This is a genomic window from Paenibacillus sp. sgz302191, from assembly GCF_057749925.1.
Window position 1 is genome coordinate 385,352 of sequence record NZ_JBYLHY010000003.1, and the last position, 21,639, is coordinate 406,990.

Here is a 21,639-nt window from a genome sequence, read left to right on the forward strand (position 1 = left end):
GCCAATACGGCAGGGTTGCAACAGCTGCGGGCGCGGGCGGCGGCTCATGACGGCGGTTGTTCGCAGATATACCTAAATTAGAACTGGAATATCACTCAGGTCGAGGTATATTTTTTTGCCCTTGGCCTCAGCGGTTCTCACCATTTCATCGGCTCCCCTGGACGGCCCTCCTATTCTAAGAACCGCGTCGCAATGGGATAACAGCCGGACGGCTGACGGGTGAAACATACGGTCGAATATTTCATCTCCGATCCGGCGCGATCCGGCCGTTGCCATTAGCGGCAGGGCGTACCATTCGCCGAGGACCGGCATATGCCCCATCTCATAAACGCGCAGGGCCGTTTCATTCATCAGCCGCATATTGGCCTCGATGAGCGCCGGGTCATCTCCCGTGTTGGAACGGTAAGGCCCCGCTATCAGGATTTGCTCAGGCTTGGTCGCGGATTGAAGCAGCCCGTGCAGTTGGGCGTATTGCAGCAGCATAATCGTTTTTGCATCACGGATTTCACCGTTCTCCACCATATTCAGCGCCTGCCCGAAGGGCAGCTCCAGCACTTCAATCTCTTCCTGTTCTTCCTCTATGCCACCGCCCTGACCCGAATGCATATGCGAAGCATATTCCGCCACGAAGAAATATAGGATTTCGGTGACCGAGCCCGGGGACATATACGCCTCTCCCACCTTGTGAACGTTGGTCACCCGGTAGCCGGTTTCCTCTTCCGCTTCACGGCGAATGCAATCCTCCGGCGAATCATTATCCAACAGCCCGGCGCAAGCCTCAATAAGCATCCCGGTTTCATTTCCGTTCATATAAGTCGGCATTCGAAATTGCCTGGTCAGAATGACGGTTTGCTTGTCCCGGTTATACAGCAGAATCACGGCGCCGTTGCCGCGGTCGTACGCTTCTCTGGCTTGTGTTTCCCAACTGCCGTCGCGCTTTTGATAATTGAAGGTTAGCTTCTTTAACACGTACCAATTGTTCGATAAAACTTCTTCTTTCACCATTTCGATGTTCGGTTTCATAACTTAGTCTCCTTATCCTCTCAGCTTGCTAAGAAAGTCGCGCCACAAGGGAGGCTCCTAATTTGAGGCGCTGTCGTTTGTTCCCGCAGGTGCCTCTCCCGGCGCAGGGCAGTGGGAAGGGGACCGGAGCCGCGGGGGTTCCGACGAACTGGCGGGATGCTGCACAGCGGGCGGTCATGAATCGGCTTGGCAGGTTATGCGGGACCGGGCCGGACCAGGCCGGTCCGGGCGGACCAGGCCGGTCCGGGCGAAAGCCTGCGAAAGTGCAGGCTTTTTCTCCGATAATGGTCCAGTTCAGCGAAATACCTGCGATTGTGCAGGAATTTCCGATCAAAATGAATCTGTGCCCTTGTACGCGGGGAAAAGCCTGCACAATTGCAGGAATTGTCCGAGGACGCGCATGAAGAAGCAAAAAAACTGCACTTTTGCAGGCTTTCTTCGCGCAACAGGCCGAGCTGCCCTGAAAATAACCGGCAACGCGCCATTTTCGTGCAGTATAGGGGCCGCCAAATGGCATAAGGGCCCTTGCTTCACGCGTCCAGGCAGAGAGGCCGCTGGCTTCAGGTGCGCGAGGCTCCCGGCGGCCCGCTTTTTCTGGCACAAAAAAATCCCGAATCCTTCGTGATGTAGAGGCTCCCTTTTTCCGCTATCGTGGCCCGCAAATAGGCCGTGAATTGGTCGAGCCTCTCGCCGACAAGAACCTTCCTCGCATTCATCGGGGTTGAAGTGATGTAATGAAGGAGCGGGTTCACCTCGTCAACCAGCATATAATCCTCAAACCGGATCTGCTCGATCTCCGTAAAAGAAGTCTGCAGCACCTCTTTCCCGTTATCCAACTGGAAGCGTTCCATTACAGGGTCCAGCACCTGAATATGCGGATCAAAAGCTTGGACCAACTGCTCGATTTCCTGCAAATGACTTCGGCTCATCGTTGAGGCGTACAAGCAGCCGCCCGGCCTCAGCACACGGTGCATCTCCGAAACGGCCCGGCTGATGTCCAGCACATGATAAAGCATGTGATTAGCGATTACGATATCGAACTCGTTGTCGTGAAAAGGAATCGCTTGGGCGTCGGCAAGCAGGAATTTGAACCGCCCGCTGTGTTCGCCCAGGCTCATCCGGGCCTCGTCAAGCATCCCTGCCGACAAATCCGTGAGCGTGATGCTCCACGTTTCGGGAATGCGGTCCGCATTTCTTCGCCATAACGCCGCGTCACCGCAGCCGAGCTCCAATATCTTGAGGCCGGGGAACGCGGCCAGATGTTCAAAAAACCACCGGTGCCATCCAAGCTTGTTCCGACTAAACCGGTCGTACAGACGTATTCTTGCCTGCAGCCGAACCGCATTATGGTACTGCTCGCTCCAGTCCTTTTCCTTATGGATCGTTTGGATAATGTCCGCCAAACCTTCCCAATCGACTTCCTGTCCCTGCTCATCTACCATACCTATCGCCTCTTCAATAGTTCTGTACACATACTGCATATGAGCGATCTTGTGTCGGATGATATCTTTTTGCATCTTCAAAGAGTCTCTCAGGTCCAATTCCGGGGCTGTATCGTTCAGGATGATTTGACTGATCTCGGCCAGGGATAACCCGATGTATTTCAGCATCTGGATCTTTTGCAGCCGTGCCACATCTTCTGTGCTATACAGGCGGGCGGAAGCATGGTTGTACTGTGCCGGCTTTAGCAAGCCGATCTTGTCGTAATAGCGGAGTGTGCGCAGAGTCATTCCCGTTCGCAGCGCGAGCTGACCTGTTGTCAAGTATTGGCGTTCCTCCGGCTTCAAGCATTCGTCCTCCTCTCGTGATTTCTATTATATCCGGTGACGTTACGTCACCTTCAAGCTTTATCTAAGACTGCAGCTGGTCACGCAGGATTCCAACAAAATCAGAGCCGGGGGTCCATCGATAAGGCCCACGGCTCTGATTAGGTTACAGTTACTAGATTTACTCAAGCAGCAAACCGAAGCTGCGGTCTCCGATCTGCACGGACTCCATGCCCGCCGCTTGAGCAAAACGAATGCCGGCAAGGAGCACATTGTCCCGCAAAACAGCTTCATAGCGCTGCAGCGCTTCCTGCAGCTGCGCATCGGCGTCCAAAACGAGATTCACCCGCCGCTCAATCGGCAAATCGAGCTTTTTGCGGTAGTCTTGAATCGCGCGGACGACTTCGCGCACGAGGCCTTCCTGCTCCAGCTCCTCCGTGATCGCGGTGTTCAGCGCCACGGTCATCTGGTAGCCGGAGGCGGAAGCGAAGCCTTCCCGGGCCTGCTTCTCGATGAGCAGCTCATCCAGAGCGATCCGCACCGCTTCGCCTTCGATCACTGCGTCCACAAAGGCGTTGCCGACAGCCTGCCTGGTCTCGGCAGCGGATAACTGCTTCAAATGGCTTTGGATCGGCCCGACCATTTTCCCGTATTTTTTGCCGGCCGCCTTCAGGTTCAGCTTCAATTGGAAGTTGACGAAGCCGTTGTCGTCCTGTTCCACGCGGATTTGCTTGACGTTGATTTCGTCTTTGACGATATCCTCGAACCGGCTCAGGTCGAAATCGCCGCCGAATGACACGATCAGCTCGGATAGCGGCTGCCGGGTCTTGATTCCGGTCTCGTTTCTGATGCTGCGCGCCAGCTCGACGACTTGCCGCGCTTTCTCCATGCCGCTCTCCAGCGCCGCATCGATGACGGCCTCGTCCGCCTGCGGATAATCGGCCAGATGGACGCTGCCTTCGCCGCCGAGATTGCCATAGATATCTTCGGCAATGAGCGGAGCGTACGGCGCGATCAGCCGGGCGAGCGTCAGCAGCGCGCTGCGCAGCGTCTGGTAGGCGGACACCTTGTCCGCCGTCATTTCGCTGCCCCAGAAGCGGTCGCGCGAACGGCGGATGTACCAGTTGCTCAGTTCGTCGACGAACGCTTCGAGATGCTTCGCCGGATTCAGGAAATCGACGGCATCCAGCCCTTTCACCACTTGACGCACAGTGCTGTTCAGCCTCGAGAGAAGCCAGCGGTCCAATTCGTTTGCGGAAGCCTGCTCAGGATGATTGTCCGGATTGTAACCGTCGATCGTTGCATACAGCGCATAAAAAGCGTGCGTATTGTTGATCGTATCGATGACTTTGGACTTCGCCTCCGCGACGATCTGCTTCGAGAACCGCTTGCTGTTCCATGGCGCGCTGTCGGACAGCAGCGCCCAGCGGAACGCATCCGTGCCGAATTCCTCAATGATCTCCCACGGATCGATGACATTGCCCTTGCTTTTGGACATTTTTTGCCCGTTCTCGTCAAGGACGTGGCCTGTCGAGATGACGGCTTTATACGGCAGTTGGCCGTTATAAAGCGTTGATACGGCCAGCAGGCTAAAAAACCAGCCGCGCGTCTGGTCGATCCCCTCGCAAATCATATCGGCCGGATATTGCTCGCGGAACTGCTCCTCGTTGCCGAACGGGTGGCCGTATTGCGCAAACGGCATCGATCCGCTGTCGAACCATACGTCGATCACTTCAGGCGTTCGCGTCATCGTGCCGCCGCAGGAGCAGCGCAGCTTCACTTCATCTACGTAAGGCTTGTGCAGCTCCAGATTGTCGTCCAGCGGATGCAGCGACTTGCCCTGCAAATCGCGCAGGCTCCCCGGCGCATATTCGCCGCCGCAATCTTGGCACGTCCAGACGTTAAGCGGAGTGCCCCAATAGCGGTTGCGGCTGATGTTCCAATCGACAAGCTCCTCCAAAAATTTACCGAAGCGCCCTTCGCGCAGATGCGCCGGATGCCATTCGATCCCGCTGTTGTTGCGGATCAGCTCGTCTTTGACCGCTGTCGTGCGGATAAACCAGCTTTCCATCGCATAATAGAGCAGCGGCGTTTTGCAGCGCCAGCAGAACGGATAGCTGTGCTCGTACCGCTCCTTGGAAAAAAGCAAACCGCGCTCGGACAAGCGCTTCACGACGTCGACGTCGCAATCTTTGACAAAACGGCCGGCAAATTCGGTAATCGTATCCGAATAAGTTCCGTCCGGTTTGACGACGTTCACAAAATCGAGCCCATGCTGGCGCGCCGTCCGGTAATCGTCTTCCCCGTGCGCCGGAGCGATATGCACGATGCCGGTGCCGCTCGCATCGCTGACATAGTCGGCGTCGACGACGATGTGCCCTTTGCTTACGCCGATATAGCCGAACGGCGGCTCATAGGCGGTGCCTACGAACTCCGCTCCTTTATGAACGGACACGATTTCATAGCTGCCGGTCATCACCTTGTCGGCGAGATTTTGGGCCACGATGTAAATCTCTCCGTTTTGCCTTACTTTCACGTAATCGACGTCTTTATGGACCGCCAACGCCACGTTCGCAGGAAGTGTCCACGGCGTAGTCGTCCAGGCGAGGAAGCTTTCGCCGCCCTGCTTGCTTTTGAACATGACCGTCGCGCTCAAGTCCTTGACATCCTCATAGCCCTGCGCCACTTCGTGCGAACTGAGCGTCGTCTGGCAATCCGGGCAGTACGGGCTGACGCGGTGGCCCTTGTAGAGCAAGCCTTTGCCGTGGATCGTCGATAAAATGTGCCACACGCTCTCGATGTAATCGTTCGTCAGCGTCACGTAAGGGTGCTCCATATCCGTCCAATAAGCGATCCCTTCCGTCAGCTCGCGCCACTGCCGCTCGTATTCGAAAACGCTCGCCTTGCACTTGCTTACGAATTCGGCGACGCCGTATTTTTCGATCTCCTGCTTGCCCGAAATGCCCAACTGCTTTTCCACCCCCAGCTCGACCGGGAGCCCGTGCGTATCCCATCCGGCCTTGCGGACGACGCGGTAGCCGGACATCGTTTTGTAGCGGCCGATAAAATCTTTGATGACGCGGCCGAGCACGTGCCCGATATGCGGCTTGCCGTTAGCCGTCGGCGGACCTTCGTAAAATACGAAGTTCGGCCTTCCCTGACGGTGTTCCACCGATTGGCGGAACGTATCGTTTTGCTTCCACTGCTCAAGAACGCGCAGCTCGCGGGTTCTGGCTTTTTCTTTCACATCGACTTTTCTCATGCGAGTATCCCTCTCTTTTTTGGGTTCATCCCATCCAAATTAACAGCTCCGAAAAAGGTGCGAAAAAAACAAAAAAATCCCGCCCCGTAAGGGACGAGATTCAACTCGCGATACCACCCTTGTTCCGCACCGACCGGCATGAATCCGATCTGCGGCACCTCCATCAGCGTACCATCATACGCGTTCCTTGTAACGGCGGAATCCCGGGGCAGCTTACTTCCTTGCTTCAGCTTTCCTTCTCGGAGAGGATTTTCGGTTACATCTTGTACATTGGCTTTCAGCGCAAGGCCAACTCTCTGGGGAACAAGGAAATAACGTACTCGTTCTCGTCAACGAATTTGTTCGGAACATTCAATTATTTCATTTGTACACCTATTTCCCCAAAATGTCAAGCAGGCAAAAGCCCCCGCGCAAGCCCCTCCCCACGGAAAAAAGCCCCCTGCGAAAGTGTCATGCTTTGAGGCAAGCGACGCCATGCCCGTCCGCCACCGTTCGCAAAGCGGGCTCGGTCTCCAGGCATTCCCGGCTCGCCAGCGGGCAGCGGTTCGAGAAGCTGCAGCCCTGCGGCTTGTTCAGCAGGCTCGGCACCTCGCCGGAAATGAGCACCCGCTCGCGCCGTTCCTCCACGAACGGGTCGGGAATCGGCACAGCTGCCAGCAGCGCCTGCGTGTAAGGATGGAGCGGGCTCTCGTACAGCGTGCGCCAATCGGCGATTTCGACGATTTTGCCCAAATACATAACCGCTACGCGATCGCTGATATGCCGCACGACGGACAGATCGTGGGCGATGAACAGATACGTAAGATTAAGCCGGGTTTGCAGCTCTTCCAGCAAATTGATGATTTGCGCCTGAATCGATACGTCCAGCGCGGAAATCGCCTCATCGCAGACGATAAAGCTCGGATTGCCGGCGAGCGCGCGGGCGATGCCCAGACGCTGCCTTTGCCCGCCGCTGAACTCGTGCGGGACGCGATTTTTCAGAGCCGGATCGAGGCCGACCAGACGGAACAACTCCTCCACCCGCTCCTCGTATTCCGCGGCGCTTGCCGTCAGCTTATGGATTTTCAGCGGTTCTCCGACGATATGCCGCGCCGGCTGGCGGGGATCGAGAGAGCCGTAAGGGTCTTGAAAAATAAGCGGAAAATGGCGGCGGATGGGACGCAGCTCGCTTTTCGGCATTCGGGCGATGTCTTTCCCGTTGAACAGGATTTGCCCGTCCGTCGGATCGTACATGCGCAGAAGCGTGCGGGCGACGGTCGTTTTCCCGCAGCCGCTCTCGCCGACAAGGCCGAGCGTCTCGCCCTTGCGGATCTCGAAGGATACGTCGTCGACCGCCTTAATGTCGGCGACTTTGCGCCTGAGCAGCCCCTGCGTCACCGGAAAATACATTTTCAAATGTCTCACTTCAAGCAGCGTTTCAGCCTGCTCCTTCCGCCCCTGATTCGGCCGTTCCTGAACAGCGGCGGCCGAAGAGGCAAGCCGCGCGTCCGCACCCGGGCGCTCCGCAATATCGACATGGCAGGCGGCGTAATGTTCTCCGCGAACCTGGCGCAGCTCGGGCGCGGGACTGCTTGCGCAAGCCGCGGTCCGGTAAGCGCAGCGGGGCATGAACGGGCACGTATGCGGTTTGTCCGCCAAATTCGGCGGCAGCCCGTCGATCGGAACCAGCTTGCGGTCCTTCGGATCGTCCAGCCGCGGCACGGCTTTCATAAGCCCGACCGTATACGGATGCCGCGGAGCGCCGAACAGCTCTTTCGCCGTTCCCGATTCCACGATGCCGCCGGCATACATGACATAGATGCGGTCCGCATAGCGGGCTACGATGCCCAGGTTGTGCGTAACGAGCACGAGCGCGGTTTTCGTCCGCTTGACGATATCCCGCAGCAGCTCCAGAAGCTGGGCCTGGGTCGTCACGTCCAGCGCCGTCGTCGCCTCGTCGGCGATCAAAATTTTCGGGTCGCAGGACAGCGCCATCGCGATCATAATTCTTTGCCGCATCCCGCCGCTGAATTGGTGCGGATAGTAATCAGCCCGCTGCTCCGCGTCCGGGATGCCGACCGTGCGGAGCAATTCGGCCGCCCGCTTCCGGGCATCGGCCTTATTCAACTTCAAGTGCAGCGCGACCGATTCGGCGATCTGCTCTCCGACCGTCAGCACCGGATTGAGCGAGGTCATCGGTTCCTGAAAAATAACGCCGATCTTCCCGCCGCGGACGTCCCGCAACCGCTCGCCTTTCGGCGGAAGCTTGAGCAGATCGGCGCCTTCGAACAGCACCTCGCCGCCGACGATTCGGCCCGGCGGGGCGGGAATCAGCCGGAGTCCGGAATATTGGGTAACGGACTTCCCCGAGCCGCTTTCCCCGACAATGGCGACGATCTCGCCTTCGTCAACGTAGTACGAAACGCCGTCCACCGCCTTGACGGTATTGCCGTCCATCGTAAAATAAGTTTGCAAATTGCGGACTTCAAGCAAATGTCCCATACGGCTATGCCTCCCTGCGCGTTATGTTCATTCGGATTGCGGCTTACCCGCTCCCTCTCAGCTTCGGATCCAGCGCGTCGCGCAGGGCGTCGCCGACGATATTGAACGACAGGACGACGGCCATAATGGCCGCGCCGGGAGCGAAGGACAGCACCGGATGCGCCTCCAAATATTTGTAGCCGTCATTGACCATCGAGCCCCAGGCGGCTCCCGGAGGCGCGATGCCCAGCCCCAAATAGCTCAGTCCCGCCTCGGACAAAATCGCGCTGCCCAGGTTCATCGTGACGAGCACGATGAGCGGCGACATGCAGTTCGGCACGATGTGCACGAGCATGTTCCGCAAATTGCCGGCGCCGCTCAGCTCTGCGGCGATGACATAATCGGCGTGGCGCACGGTCAGCACCTGTCCCCGCATAAGCCGCGCGTAGGCGGGCACGAGCGCGATCCCGAGGGCGATCATGACGTTGGCGAGCCCCCCTCCGAGCGCTGCGCCCAGCGACAGCGCCAGGATGATGGGCGGAATCGCCATCAGCGCATCCATGATCCGCATGACGACCGAATCAATCAGTCCGCCGAAATATCCGGCGACGAGCCCCAGACTCATGCCGATCCCGCCGGCGATCGCAACCGCGACAAGCCCGACCGCCAGCGAAGCGCGGGACCCGTAAATGATCCGGCTGAGCACATCGCGGCCGAGATAGTCGGTGCCAAGCAGATGGCGGACGGAAGGGTCCTGCAGGGTGGCGCTTAAATTTTGTTCGTTAGGATGATACGGCGCAAGCAGCGGCGCGAATATCGCCGCAAACACCAGAATGACCAGAATCGTCAAGCTGACGAGCACCGATTTGCGCGCAAGGAAGACCCGCAAAAATCGGCCAAAATCGCTCGTGCGCGGCGGCGGCCCGGATACGGCGGCTTCGGCGCGCACAATTTCCGTCGTCATGTCGTTCCCTCCTCGTTATTTATAGCGTATCCGCGGATCGATGTAGCTGTAAGCAAGATCGACGCCCAGGTTCGCCAGGGCGACGACGGTGGCGATAAGCAGAACGCAGCCCTGCACGACCACGTAATCTTTGCCGAAAATCGACTGCACCATGAGCCGGCCCATGCCGGGAATGTTGAATACCTGCTCGATAAAAACCGAGCCGCCGACCAAATAGCCAAGCGACAGGCCCAGCAGCGTTATGATCGGAATGAGCGCATTGCGGAACGCATGTTTGGCGATGATGACCCGCTCCTTCATCCCTTTGGAACGGGCGGTCCGAATGTAGTCCTGCCGGATGACTTCCAGCATCGCCGACCGCGTTTGACGGGCAATCGAGGAGAGCGAAGTGAGCGAAAGCAGCGTGACCGGCAAAATCAGCTTCTTGACGCTCAGCCAGAAATCGTCCAGCGGCGACGTGTACCCCTGGACGGGCAGCCAGCCAAGCTTGAGGCTGAACAAGTACACGCCCAGAACGGCAAGCCAGAAGCTCGGAACCGCGATGCCGAAATTGGCAAAATAAGTAATGGCCGAGTCGACGGCGCTTCCCCGCTTGACGGCGGCGATCACGCCGGCCGGAATGCCGATCAACACGGTCAGGCAGAAGGCCAAAGCCCCGATAAACAGCGTTTTGGGCAGCCGGGCCGCAATCAGGTGCGACACTTTTTCTTTATACGTGATCGAATTTCCCAAATCGCCCTGCAGCACGTGCCCGAGCCAATTCGCGTACTGCACGGGCAGCGGCTTGTCGAGCCCCATTTCTTTCGTAAGCAAATCAAGCTGCTCCTGTGTAGCGTTCGTTCCGAGCATAATTTTAGCGGGGTCTCCGGGCAGCAGGTGCATGATCATGAAAACAATGACGCTCACGATGAACAGCACCAGAACGGTCTGTCCCAATCTGCGCATAACATACGTAATCATTCACGGTTCTCCTTTGTTGGAATCGGGTGGCGCGCTTCCTTCATTTCTTCAACCAGGCATCCTCCGGCGTCCATACGTAGGCATGGGTTTTGACGAACCCGTCGTCCTGTACGTTCGGCTGCTTCGCAATCGTGACGACCGGTACGGAGATCGGCACCGCAATCGTGAATTCATCGTAGATCGCTTTTTCCATCTCGATTGTCAGTTTTTTCTTGGTGTCTTCGTCGGGAGCGGCGCGCAGTTCGCCGAGCATGGCTTGCACTTTATCCGGATGGGCGATATTTTTCGTATACGTAACCCCGTTCTTATCATAGACGCGCGACATTTGCAGCGGCGGGTCGGCATCGACCTGGAAAGCCCAGATCCAGATGCCGTCCCACTTGGACGTCAGCGTCTGCGACCATTTGGCGCCGTCTACAAGATCGATTTTGGCGTCGATTCCGACCTGCGACAAATAGCTTTGAACCGCGGTCAACACCGGCTCGTGGCCCTGCAGCCCGCCGAGCTTCGTCTTGAAGCCGTTCGGATAGCCGGCCTCCGCGAGCAGCTGTCTGGCTTTATTCGGATCGTAGGCGAACCCTTTCACATCCTGGGTGTAATACCAGGAGCCAGGGAGCCCCCATTGATTCGTATATTGTGCGTAGCCTTGCCCGGTGCTTTCGGCGATTTTTTTCGCGTCGATCGCATAGGCAAGCGCCTGCCGCACTTTGACATTGGCAAACGGCGACTCCGGATTGCCGCTGTCAGGCATCAGCCCCGTCCCGATCGAACCGAGGCCGGATTGCGATTTGACGATCGTATATTTGCCCGATTCCTCCAGTTCTTTGGCCGTTTGCGGCAGCATGTTATTCAGCACATCGAGCTCTTTGGATTTAAAAGCCGACGCCGCCGTCGTCGCGTCGGCCATAATGCGGTACTCGACGGCATCCAGGTACGGCTTGCCCTTTTGCCAGTAATTCTCGTTCTTTTTCCACTTGATCTCGACGTCGTTGTCCCAGCTGACGAACTGAAACGGGCCGGTGCCGACCGGATTTTTGATCGCCCAGTCTTTGCCTCCGTTTTTTTGGAAAGCTGACGGGGAAATCATTTGCACATAAAAGCAGATGGAATCGACCAGGCTGCTGTTCCATTCGGACAAACTGATTTTCAGAGTGGAAGCGTCTACCGCCTCCATCGCCTGAATGCCTTTCACTTCCGGGCGCTTGGCATCGATAAACTGCTGAATGTTCCATTTGACGGCTTCCGCGTTGAAGTCGGTTCCGTCGTGGAATTTGATGCCCTGCTTCAGCTTGTACGTGATCGACTTGGCGTTATAGTCGGCTTGCCAGCTCTCCGCCAGCCACGGCGTCATTTTGCCCTGCGCGTCATAGCGCCCAAGCGTCTCGAGCCCGGGCGTGGACACGGACAGATTGGCGATAACGCGCTGCTCGGCCGGATAGCCCAGGTCGACCGGATTCCCGATCTGCACCACTTTCAACGTGCCTCCGTTTTTGCCCGACGCGCCGCCGGCTCCCGCGCCCTGATTAGCCGCCGCTTGTTTCGATCCGTCATTCGAGCAGCCGGCCAGTACGAAAGCGGTTGCAATAGCAAGCGCGGAGGCTGTTTTTAGCAGGTGAAATGCCGAAACCTTTTTTCTCATTTGTGTACCCCTTTCTTTTTACCGGTTCGGTGTGATGCCGTTCGTGCCAAAAGTCAACGGGCAAGCGGGATGTCCAGGTAGGAGGAAGCCGTTCCGCCGAAATGTACGCTTTGCCCTGCGACTTTCACCTCCTCCTGCAGCGCCCACGGACCGGCCACATTCGGGTGCGCGTGATAGGCCGGAAAATTTGAAGACGAAATGTCCAGGCGAAGGCGCGAGCCTTGCTTGACCGTCCATGTAATCGGCCAGCATTCGATTTCAATTTGGGCCGTATCGTGAGCGCGGTAATCGAGCGGGCGCGCCGCTCCGTTGCGGTATGTCAGGCTCGTAATGCCGTCGCGGATATTGTAAGCGCTGCCGTCCGGCAGTACTTCCATGACGTTCGCGGTAAAAGCGGTGTCGTCGGCGTCCGTGCTTACGCACAAGCGTATTTTCATCGCGCCGGCAATCCGCAAATCTTCATGCACCGGCTCGGAGATGAAGGAAAGCACATCTTCCCGGGTGCCGGGAGGGTCCTGAACGACGCTGGCCGCTTGGGCGGCATCGGCTTCCCCCGAAAGGTAGCGCAGCAAACCGGCGCCTCCTTTGGTCGGAACGGGACGATCCGGGTCGTAAGTAAACCCGGCTTTGCCCTGGCGGGTGGGCGGAGTATCGGCCAACACTCCGCTCGCCTCCTCTTGCCGGAGGAAGAGCCGCCTTTGGCCGACGGGAGCGATCCCGCCTTGCCAGGACCTCCACGTTCCGTCGCCAATGACGTAAGTGCGGAGGTCGCCTGTCGGCTCGGGATAAGGCTCGCCTTTCAAATGATGGCCGAACCAGAGCAGCGCTTCCTTCATCATGGAAAACTTCTCATGATCCGGATACGCCAAATCCCCGGAAGGAACCATCGCATGCGTCCACGGCCCTATGAAAAAACGGCTTCTCCGGCGCGTCTCCTCGCTCAGCTTCAAATAATCCCTCATCATGCCGTCCAGATGCTGGTCGAACCATCCGTCGGCCAGCAAAATCGGCGTCCGAATGCGGGCGGGAACTTGCTGCAGCTCGGCCCAAAAGCCCGTGCTCCAATATTCGTCTTCCGGGCTTACATTCGTAATCCACTGCCGGTACCACGGAAGCTCCGTTCCGATGACCCGCCGATCCATCTCAATGTGAGGCTTCGTATGAACCGCACGCTCAAAAAGCCCCTCCGTCCGCAAATCCTTCACTCCCGAATTGCCGATCGCCCAGCCTGTATACACATCGTGCCGGAACATGCCGTTCATGTAATTTTGGTGGTATCGCTCGGTCGTAAAACCTGATATGCACATCGCCTTCACTTCCGGCGGAACCCTGTCCGCCATCGCCCACTGGACGGCGCTCAAATAAGAATGGCCGTACGTGCCGATGCTGCCGTTCAACCAGCTCTGCCCTTTCATCCATTCGATCGTATCCAGCCCGTCGCCGCCTTCATGGATAAAAGGGACCCAATCGCCTGCGGATTCGCCGGTTCCCCGGCAGTCCTGCACGACTGCGGCGTAACCGCGCTTCGCCCACACGATTGAAATCGCTTCCAAATATGGCGCCATATTCGGGTACGGATTCCGGATCAGCACGGCCGGCCAAGGTCCGCCGCCGTTCGGAAACAACAGCCTCGTCCTTAAGCCGACGCCGTCCCGCATGGACACCCGGACGCTTTCCGCGCGGCCGGGCTCGAAGAGCGCAGGAGGCAGGTCGGCCTCCAACTGTTCGATCATTTTCGCTAACATGTCGTTTGACCTCCTGAAGCGGGTTCTACGTGCCGCAAGCCTGCAAATTGCGGCTCGGCAAAGTTCTCCCCGATTTCTCTTGTATATACCGCGCTGCCGCAAGCAGCTTGTCAAAATCCGTTCCCGTCCGTATGCCCATGCTCTCCAGGCAAAAAACGAGATCGTCGGTCGCCACGTTGCCCGATGCCCCAGGCGCGTACGGACATCCTCCCAATCCGCCGACGGACGAGTCGAAGCGCGTAATTCCCATATCCATGGAGACGAGTATGTTCGCCAAAGCCGCGCCCCGTGTATCGTGGTAATGAAGAGCCAGCCGCTCCGCCGGATAACGCTTCAAAAGCGTCGCGAGCACCGCCTCCACATGCCGCGGATTGGCAATGCCGATCGTATCGCCGAGCGACAATTCGCCGACGCCCATTTCAAACAGCGAATCGGCGACACGCACGACTTCATCGACGGCGACCTTCCCTTCGTAGGGACAGCCGAAAACGGTCGACACATACCCCCGCACCGTCCTCCCCGAGGACTGCGCGCTGCGGGCCACTTCTTCCAATACGGGAAACGTTTCCGCGATCGATTTATTTATATTTTTGCGGTTGTGCGTTTCGCTGGCGGACATGAATACGGCGATTTCGCCGATCTCGTCTTCCAAAGCGCGCTCCAGCCCTTTGCGGTTCGGAACCAAAGCGGCATACGTCACGCCGGGCGCTCGGGCAATGCCTCTGGCTACCTCGGAGGCGTCGGCGAGCTGGGGAATCCACTTCGGGCTGACATAAGACGTAACTTCGATATATTCGCACCCTGCGGCCGACAATTGGTTGATCCAGTTGATTTTATCGCTCGTAGATATGAAAAGACTTTCGTTTTGCAGCCCGTCCCGCGGACCGACTTCTCTGAGTTTGACACGCTCCGGCCATTTCATGCCGTATCGCTCCCGGAATATTCGCCGACCGGCCCGCAGGCCTCCCGCGAATGGGCATGCACGACTCCGCGCCCGATCAAACCGGCAATCGTCTCATCGGTCCGGCCCAATTGCCGCAAAATGGGTATCGTATGCTCCCCGAGCAGCGGCGGAGGGCCTTGAATTTCCACCTGTCCGGCCGAATAGCGGATCGGCGTTTTGATAACGGGCAGCTCTCCGAACACGGGGTGCTCTACGCGCTCGATCAAACCGTGATCGCGGATCAAATCGCTGTTCACCAGCTCCGCTACGTTCCAGATCGGCCCGTGCAGTACGTTATGCTCAGACAAAATCGCGCACCAGTCATCCGTCGTCTTTTGCGCGAAGACGGCATTCAGCAGCTCGGACAGTGACTGCCGGTTTTTGACGCGCAGCGGATTCGTCCGGTAATCGGGATGGTCCGTCAGATCCGGCCTGCCGACCGCCCGGCAGAACACCGACCACGCCGCATCGGATTGGGCGCCGGCCATCAGCCAGCCGTTAAGCGTCGGAAACGCCTGATACGGCACGACCTCCGCATGCTGGCTGCCCATCGCCGACGGCGAGCGGCCCGAGGCGACATATTGCCCGAACCGGGTGGACAAGTTGAACACCATCGTATCGATCAGGTTCAGCTGCACGCGCTGGCCCTGGCCCGTGCGCTCCCGCTCGAACAAAGCGCCGCAAATCGCGCCGAAAGCGATGTAAGCCGTGGAGTTGTCGGCAACCGGAACGCCGACGAGCAGCGGCTTGCCTCCCGGCTCGCCCGTTACGCTCATGACGGCCCCCATGCCCTGCACGATCGGGTCCATGCCCGGACGGTGCGCGTACCCTTCGGTATCCCCGAAAGCGGAGATCGAGCAGTAAATAAGGCGTGGGTTGAGCCGCCGCAAACTGTCGTAACCGATGCCCAGCCTGTCGCAAGTGCCCGGGCGGTAATTTTCCACCACGACGTCCGCTTGTCGGCACAAATCCCTGGCGACGCTCAAGCCTTCGGGATCTTTTAAATTTAAGGAAATGGACTGCTTTCCGTGATTGTAAGCGGCGAACAAATAGCTTTCTCCGTTTTTAAAATAACTCCCCGAGCTCCGCACCTGATCGCCGGTCAGCGGCTCGATTTTGATCACTTCGGCACCCAGGTCGGACAGCATATTGGTGCAGTAAGGAGCGACCAACCAATGGGCGATTTCTACGACTTTTACTCCTGTAAGCGGTCCCATAACTTGAATACCACCTGCCTTTTGCTTCGATTGACGGAACCATTATCATCAGTTTAAATATAGTTATATACAAAGTAAAATACCGGATTGTAATATTAATATAGATGAAAACTATACAAAGGAGGCGTTTTATGCGGATCGAACAGCTTCATTATTTTGTGGAGGTAGCCAAATACCAGTCGTTTTCGCTGGCCGCACAGCATTTGCACATCGCCCAGCCGAGCGTCAGCCAGGCGATTACGAATTTGGAGGCGGAATTGAACGTCAAATTGTTCGAACGCTCGCGCTCAGGCATCGTCCCGACCAAAACCGGGCAATCTTTGCTGAAAAAAGCACAAAGCGTCCTCAATATGATTCAGGATATTCAGGACGAGGCGCGCGCCGAATCCCGCTCTTTGACCGGAAGCCTGCAAATCGCCACCATCCCAAGCATGTGCAACGCCTTCCTGAGCGATGTGCTGTCGGCCTACAAGAAAAAGCACCCGTTCGTGCGCATCGAAGTGAACGAGGACGGCACGAACCAGGTCATCCAGGAAGTGACCGCCAACCGCGCGGACATCGGCCTGATCTCTTGTCTGCCCGAAGAAGCGCTCGATAACCGGACGGAGTTTCACCGGCTGCTGTCGGGCACGTACATGGTGTGCATCGGCAAGCATTCCCCCGTCCCGCTGTACAATCCGATGCCCGCCGAAGCGATCGTTCACGAGCCGATCATCACCTTCAAGCCGAATTACCGCCAGGAAGCCTATTTGAAAAAGGTGCTGAAAACCGACAAGCTGAACGTGCTGCTTACGATCGGCTATACGGAGGCGGCGAAAAAAATGATCGCCGAAGGAGTAGCCATCGGCTTCTACCCGGACTTTTCGATCAAAAAAGACGCCTACGTGCAATCCGGCGACATCATCCCGCTGGAGATCGAAAACAACGATCTGATCCTCTGGTTCGGCTGGATCCGCCCGAAAAACAAACATTTATCCCGAGCCGCCCAAGAATTCGTCAAAGTACTGAAAGGCGTAATCGAAGAACAAGGATTTTAGCTGGCAAGCGTGAGGGGCGTGAGAGGCGGCTCGACAAAGATGGCTAAGTGCTACATGGGTGGGGGCGACCGACTTGGTTGGCTAGATGCTGTTGCGTGGGGGCGACCGACTTCGATGGCTTGATGCTGTTGAGTTGGGGGCGACCGACTTCGATGGCTTGATGCTGTTGCGTGGGGGGCGACCGACTTCGATGGCTTGATGCTGTTGCGTGTGATTGGGGACGGGTGGGTAACTATTCTTTTGCCTCCCAGAGACCGGGGCTGCCGTTTGTAAAGCGGCTCGCTAGCCCGCAAAGCCTGCAAAAGTGCAGGCTTTTTCGGCAGAAACGGCTCGTTTGGAGCAAAAGCCTGCGATAGTGCAGGAATTCCTGCTCCAGATAGAGCTGAGCCCCGAATTCGGCGAAAAAAACTGCAGATTTGCAGGAATTTATCGCTGCAGGCGCGTCTTGGTGCAAAAGGATGCACTTTTGCAGTTTTTTTTCGCATGGCCGGCGTTGCCCTGGCCACAACAGCTTTTCAGCGGCCGGCCGCTCGGCGGCACGGGCGCGAACAAAAAAAGGCTGACCCGCAAGCAGTCTGCTAACTGCTTGGGGTCAGCCCCCGCCAAAACGCCGGCCGGTTTAGACCAGCGTTTTCAAGGCGTCGGCCGTGAACGGCACCAGCTCGTCGACTCGCCCTCCGCGGATTTTGTCCGCCCATGCGGGGTCGACCAGCAGCGCGCGGCCTACGGCTACAAGATCGAACTCTTCGCGCTCCAGGCGCTCAAGCACTCCGTCGATACTCGCGTTGCCTGCGCCCTTGCCCTCTGCAAAAACTTTCAAAAACTCTCCGTCAAGCCCGACCGAACCTACGGTAATGGTCGGCTTGCCGGTCAATTGCTTGGTCCAGCCCGCCAGATTCAGACCGGACCCCTCGAACTCGGGCTCCCAGAAGCGGCGGGTCGAGCAGTGGAACACATCGACGCCCGCATTCGTCAGCGGCTCCAGAAACTTGGCGAGCAGCTCCGGAGTTTCCGCAAGCTTTGCCGTGTAGTCGCCGGATTTCCATTGCGAGAAACGGAACACGATCGGGAAATCGGCTCCTGCGGCGCGGCGGCACGCTTCAATGATTTCAACGGCAAAGCGCGTGCGCGCGACCATGTCGCCGCCGTAGCGGTCCGTGCGCCGGTTCGTTTTCTCCCAAAAGAACTGGTCGATCAAATAGCCGTGCGCGCCATGGAGCTCGATGCCGTCAAAGCCGATTCTGCGGGCATCGGCGGCGGCCTGCGCGAAAGCGGCGATCACGTCGGCGATCTCCGTTTCGGTCATCGGCTCGGCGACTTTCGCGCCCTCGGCGTCGAGGCCCGAAGGGCCGGCCGGTGGCGCGTCCGGGTTCGGCAGGTCGCCGTTCTTGCGCTGCGTCCCGACATGCCAGAGCTGCGGAATAATGCGTCCGCCCGCTTCGTGCACAGCCGCCGCAACACGGGCCCAGCCGTCCAGGGCAGCTTCGCCGTGAAAACAAGGAATGCCCGGATGACTCGCCGCGGCCGGATGATCGATCACGGTGCCTTCGGTCACGATCAGGCCGACGCCGTTCTCCGCCCTGCGGCGGTAATAGTCGGCAACATCCTGCCCCGGCACCCCTCCGGGAGAAAAGGTTCTGGTCATCGGCGCCATGACGATCCGGTTTTGGAGCGTCAGGTTCCCGACCGTGAAAGGTTTGAACAATGCGGCAGCAGAATTGGAACTGGTCATCGTTACCTCCGATTCGTTAAAGCTTTTGGATTTTTTCCTTGAACAACTGTATGTTCGCTTCATTGCGTCTGTAATAGGTGTGCTGGCCGAAGCGCTTTGACTCGAGAAGCCCGGCTTGCTGCATTTTGACCAAATAGCCGGAAACGACCGATTGCGCCAGCCCGCTTTTTACGGAAATCGAGCCGACGCATACACCGCCCGCAAAGCCTGAATCTTCCGGCAAATGGATCTGGTTGTCAAAATTTCCGCGCGGATCTTTCAACCACTCCAAAATGAGGTACCGAGTTTCGTTAGACAAAGTTTTCAAAGCTAGTAAAGTGTCCATACGTTTATTATATCTATTTTAATAGAAATGTAAATATAAGCGGTTATTCGCACAGCGGCAGCGGCAGCAGCATCAATTGCCTTTTGCCTGCACCGGAAGCGGTATTTATCTCGCACTGAAGCGGCACAACCGGCGTCCGCACCGGTTTATCCGTAAAAAAGCCTGCGTTCCCTTGAAAAAGAGGCGCAAGCTCGTGTTATTTCAATTCATTTTTCAATTCGATTAATAGATCGTGAAGCGCTCTCAAACGTTCCCGCTGAAGATGGCCGTAGTTCTCCTCCAAGAACCTGGAAGCCGTCGAGTCCATCGGAAACAGCACTTCTTTTCCTTTCTCGGTAATCCTGACAATGACTTCCCGGCGATCCTCGACTCCCCTGGTTGCCGTAACCCAGCCCGGACGTTCCAATCGCTGGATCATGGAGGACATCGCACTCGGCGAACAATCGATCGTATGAATAAGGTCCGTTATCGTGACCTGTCTATCCTCTTGTTCCCTGGTAAACAATATTTTTAGCACATGAAGCTGGGGCACCGTAATATCGAAATCTTCGAATATCTTCCGCGATTGCTTGTTAAGCAGCTGATAAATATCCCGAATCTCTAAGTATACGCTTCTCAGCAATTCTGATGTCATCATCACCCTCTTCTCCTCACGTAAACGTTGTTGTATCCATCTTATAAACTCATCGCGCAAACGTCAATCACTTGGAAACGGGTTGAAGGCAAAAAAATAAGCACATCAGGCAGCGCGGCGGCTGCTCCGATTATGCTTAATTCTGCTGCACAGGCGCTTCTGTTCCCGGCCTATGTTCAGAGGCTTATTTTCTCGCCCGGACGAAGCACCTGGCCCTTCATGCCCTTCGCCTCCAGGCTCGCGCAGAACGCCTCGGCATCCTGCCGGATATCCGGGAACGAATCGTAGTGAATCGGCACGACCAATTTGGCGCCCAACCACTCCGCCGCCTGCAAAGCGTCGTCCGGCCCCATCGTGTACATTCCGCCGATCGGAACGAAGGCGACATCGATGGAGTGCCTTTCGCCGATCATTTTCATATCGGAGAACAAAGCGGTATCGCCCGTATGTAAAATCGTCTTGCCCCCGGCGCTGATGACGAATCCCGCAGGCATGCCGCCATAAATAATGCGCTGCTCGTCGTGAAGCACAATGCCGGAGCTGTGGAACGCCTGAATCATTTTGGCCTGCGCAAAGCCGAGGTCGACCGTGCCGCCGATATTCATTTGAATCGTGTCGAGCCCTTTCCAGGCCATGTAGGCGCCGAGCTCGAATGTCGCCACGATAGGCGCATTATTGCTGCGGGCGATAGGCTCCGCATCCAGAATATGATCCGCGTGAGCGTGCGTCAGCAGTATGGCATCGGTTTTGATGTCCTCGGGCTTTGTCACGGCAAGCTCATTGCCGCGCAAAAACGGATCGATGACGAGCGATTTGCCTTCCGTCGCGATTTGAACGCATGAATGTCCATGGTAAATAATTTCCATTATAATTCCCCTCGCTTGGCTTTTATTTTAACTATGTAATTTTTCCTGCATCTGCGTCGAAATATCAAAAATCTTTTTGAATAGTTCCGCTACAGTCGTATCGTCCAGCGGCCCGGTATTTTTTTGCAGCAAATAAGCGATAATTTCCTGCTCGCGAACGGGATCGAAAATAGGCAGGCCGTTGCTGACTTTGTACTCTCCGATTTGTTTGACGATCGAAGCTCTCCGGTTCAACAAACTGAGCAGTTCGTTATTGATTTCATCCACTTTTGATCTAAGTTCGTTCAGCTCTTGCGCATTCATAGACATATCACCTGAATTCCTTCATTTTGGTTTGCTAAGTTAATTTTATTACTTTACCAACCGTTTGTCAGCATCTGCGCGCAAAACAAAAAAGAGCCGCCGGAAAGGCTAAGCTCCTCTTCGTTCAGGCAAGCGGTCAAAACGTGGAAAGGACCGTTTCCCGCACTTGCTTCAGCATCTCTTTACGCGCGGCGTCGTCCACATAAGGAACGGCTCCGAACAATAAATGTCCGGCAGGCTCGATGCCGACAAATTCGAAAATGCCGGTATCCGAAGTTATTTTCAATCCCGCCGTCATGCCGATCTGATCGTAAATTTCCTTCGGTGTGCCGTGCGTGTTGATGATCAGGCCTTTTTTGCCTGTCAGCAGCTTGACGATCCCTTCGTCGCCGGAAGCATAAGCAAAACCGTATGCAAACACCCGGTCTACGTACCCTTTGAGAATAGCGGGGAGCCCCGTCCACCAGATCGGATAAATAAAGGTTATGGCATCCGCCTCGGCGATATGCCGCTGCTCCGTCAAAATGTCCGCAGGAGTTTGCCCTTCTCTCATAGCGGCCGTATCCTCCGGTTTCAGCACAGGCTGAAAATCAAGCGCGTACAAATCGCGGACTACGACTTCATGGCCTTTTTCCTTCAAAGCGCCGGCTGCGGTTTCCAAAATGGCATGGTTAAAGCTTTCAGGGTTAGAATGGGCATACACGATAAGATGTTTCATAAGTTTAGCCTCCTGTTATTTTAAAATAATATGATTACCAACTAC

General features: G+C 56.8%; 17 protein-coding genes and 1 other annotated feature. Of the genes, 1 reads left to right on the forward strand and 16 read right to left on the reverse strand.

Annotation, left to right across the window (positions count from 1 at the left end):
• Positions 1-72: 72 nt before the first annotated feature.
• The 10 genes from nudK to AC3G2T_RS06685 all read right to left on the reverse strand — a co-directional run bounded on the left by nudK (position 73) and on the right by AC3G2T_RS06685 (position 15,979).
• A complete protein-coding gene (gene nudK / locus AC3G2T_RS06640; protein WP_488434941.1) occupies positions 73-1,023 on the reverse strand; it encodes a GDP-mannose pyrophosphatase NudK in 951 nt (316 codons plus the stop codon).
• A gap of 560 nt (positions 1,024-1,583) precedes the next feature.
• Positions 1,584-2,810: a MerR family transcriptional regulator gene (locus tag AC3G2T_RS06645; RefSeq protein ID WP_488434942.1), complete on the reverse strand. Its 1,227-nt coding sequence runs from the start codon at positions 2,808-2,810 to the stop codon at positions 1,584-1,586.
• A 160-nt stretch (positions 2,811-2,970) separates the two neighbouring features.
• Positions 2,971-6,051, reverse strand: a complete 3,081-nt coding sequence (gene ileS, locus AC3G2T_RS06650; protein ID WP_488434943.1) for an isoleucine--tRNA ligase — start codon at positions 6,049-6,051, stop codon at positions 2,971-2,973.
• Positions 6,052-6,137: 86 nt separating this feature from the next.
• Positions 6,138-6,393: a binding site (T-box leader), on the reverse strand.
• A gap of 108 nt (positions 6,394-6,501) precedes the next feature.
• Entirely contained in the window at positions 6,502-8,532 is a 2,031-nt protein-coding gene (locus AC3G2T_RS06655; RefSeq protein ID WP_488434944.1) for an ABC transporter ATP-binding protein, read from the reverse strand.
• Positions 8,533-8,575: 43 nt separating this feature from the next.
• Positions 8,576-9,475 carry an ABC transporter permease gene (locus tag AC3G2T_RS06660; protein ID WP_488434945.1) on the reverse strand — a complete coding sequence of 300 codons (900 nt, stop codon included), beginning with the start codon at positions 9,473-9,475 and terminating at the stop codon, positions 8,576-8,578.
• A 15-nt stretch (positions 9,476-9,490) separates the two neighbouring features.
• Entirely contained in the window at positions 9,491-10,435 is a 945-nt protein-coding gene (locus AC3G2T_RS06665) for an ABC transporter permease (RefSeq protein ID WP_488434946.1), read from the reverse strand.
• A gap of 40 nt (positions 10,436-10,475) precedes the next feature.
• Entirely contained in the window at positions 10,476-12,074 is a 1,599-nt protein-coding gene (locus AC3G2T_RS06670) for an ABC transporter substrate-binding protein (protein ID WP_488434947.1), read from the reverse strand.
• Positions 12,075-12,127: 53 nt separating this feature from the next.
• Positions 12,128-13,819, reverse strand: a complete 1,692-nt coding sequence (locus AC3G2T_RS06675) for a CocE/NonD family hydrolase (RefSeq protein WP_488434948.1) — start codon at positions 13,817-13,819, stop codon at positions 12,128-12,130.
• 25 nt (positions 13,820-13,844) lie between these two features.
• Positions 13,845-14,741 (reverse strand): hydroxymethylglutaryl-CoA lyase, encoded by an 897-nt coding sequence (locus AC3G2T_RS06680; RefSeq protein ID WP_488434949.1) that lies wholly within the window; start codon positions 14,739-14,741, stop codon positions 13,845-13,847.
• Positions 14,738-15,979 carry a CaiB/BaiF CoA transferase family protein gene (locus AC3G2T_RS06685; RefSeq protein WP_488434950.1) on the reverse strand — a complete coding sequence of 414 codons (1,242 nt, stop codon included), beginning with the start codon at positions 15,977-15,979 and terminating at the stop codon, positions 14,738-14,740. Before AC3G2T_RS06685 ends, AC3G2T_RS06680 begins: the two co-directional genes overlap by 4 nt.
• 131 nt (positions 15,980-16,110) lie before the next feature.
• Here AC3G2T_RS06685 and AC3G2T_RS06690 point away from each other — a divergent pair, with 131 nt between their 5' ends.
• Complete coding sequence (locus AC3G2T_RS06690; protein ID WP_488434951.1) at positions 16,111-17,016, forward strand: LysR family transcriptional regulator; 906 nt, start codon at positions 16,111-16,113, stop codon at positions 17,014-17,016.
• Positions 17,017-17,635: 619 nt separating this feature from the next.
• Here the strand turns inward: AC3G2T_RS06690 and AC3G2T_RS06695 are convergent.
• The 6 genes from AC3G2T_RS06695 to AC3G2T_RS06720 all read right to left on the reverse strand — a co-directional run bounded on the left by AC3G2T_RS06695 (position 17,636) and on the right by AC3G2T_RS06720 (position 21,594).
• Positions 17,636-18,748 carry an NADH:flavin oxidoreductase gene (locus tag AC3G2T_RS06695; RefSeq protein WP_488434952.1) on the reverse strand — a complete coding sequence of 371 codons (1,113 nt, stop codon included), beginning with the start codon at positions 18,746-18,748 and terminating at the stop codon, positions 17,636-17,638.
• 16 nt (positions 18,749-18,764) lie between these two features.
• On the reverse strand, positions 18,765-19,073 hold the full coding sequence (locus AC3G2T_RS06700; RefSeq protein WP_474679615.1) for an ArsR/SmtB family transcription factor: 309 nt from the start codon (positions 19,071-19,073) through the stop codon (positions 18,765-18,767).
• A 196-nt stretch (positions 19,074-19,269) separates the two neighbouring features.
• Positions 19,270-19,710 (reverse strand): MarR family winged helix-turn-helix transcriptional regulator, encoded by a 441-nt coding sequence (locus AC3G2T_RS06705; RefSeq protein WP_474679616.1) that lies wholly within the window; start codon positions 19,708-19,710, stop codon positions 19,270-19,272.
• A 173-nt stretch (positions 19,711-19,883) separates the two neighbouring features.
• Positions 19,884-20,573 carry a metal-dependent hydrolase gene (locus tag AC3G2T_RS06710; protein WP_488434953.1) on the reverse strand — a complete coding sequence of 230 codons (690 nt, stop codon included), beginning with the start codon at positions 20,571-20,573 and terminating at the stop codon, positions 19,884-19,886.
• 27 nt (positions 20,574-20,600) lie between these two features.
• On the reverse strand, positions 20,601-20,882 hold the full coding sequence (locus AC3G2T_RS06715) for a chorismate mutase (RefSeq protein WP_488434954.1): 282 nt from the start codon (positions 20,880-20,882) through the stop codon (positions 20,601-20,603).
• A gap of 130 nt (positions 20,883-21,012) precedes the next feature.
• A complete protein-coding gene (locus AC3G2T_RS06720) occupies positions 21,013-21,594 on the reverse strand; it encodes an NAD(P)H-dependent oxidoreductase (RefSeq protein WP_488434955.1) in 582 nt (193 codons plus the stop codon).
• Positions 21,595-21,639: the final 45 nt, after the last annotated feature.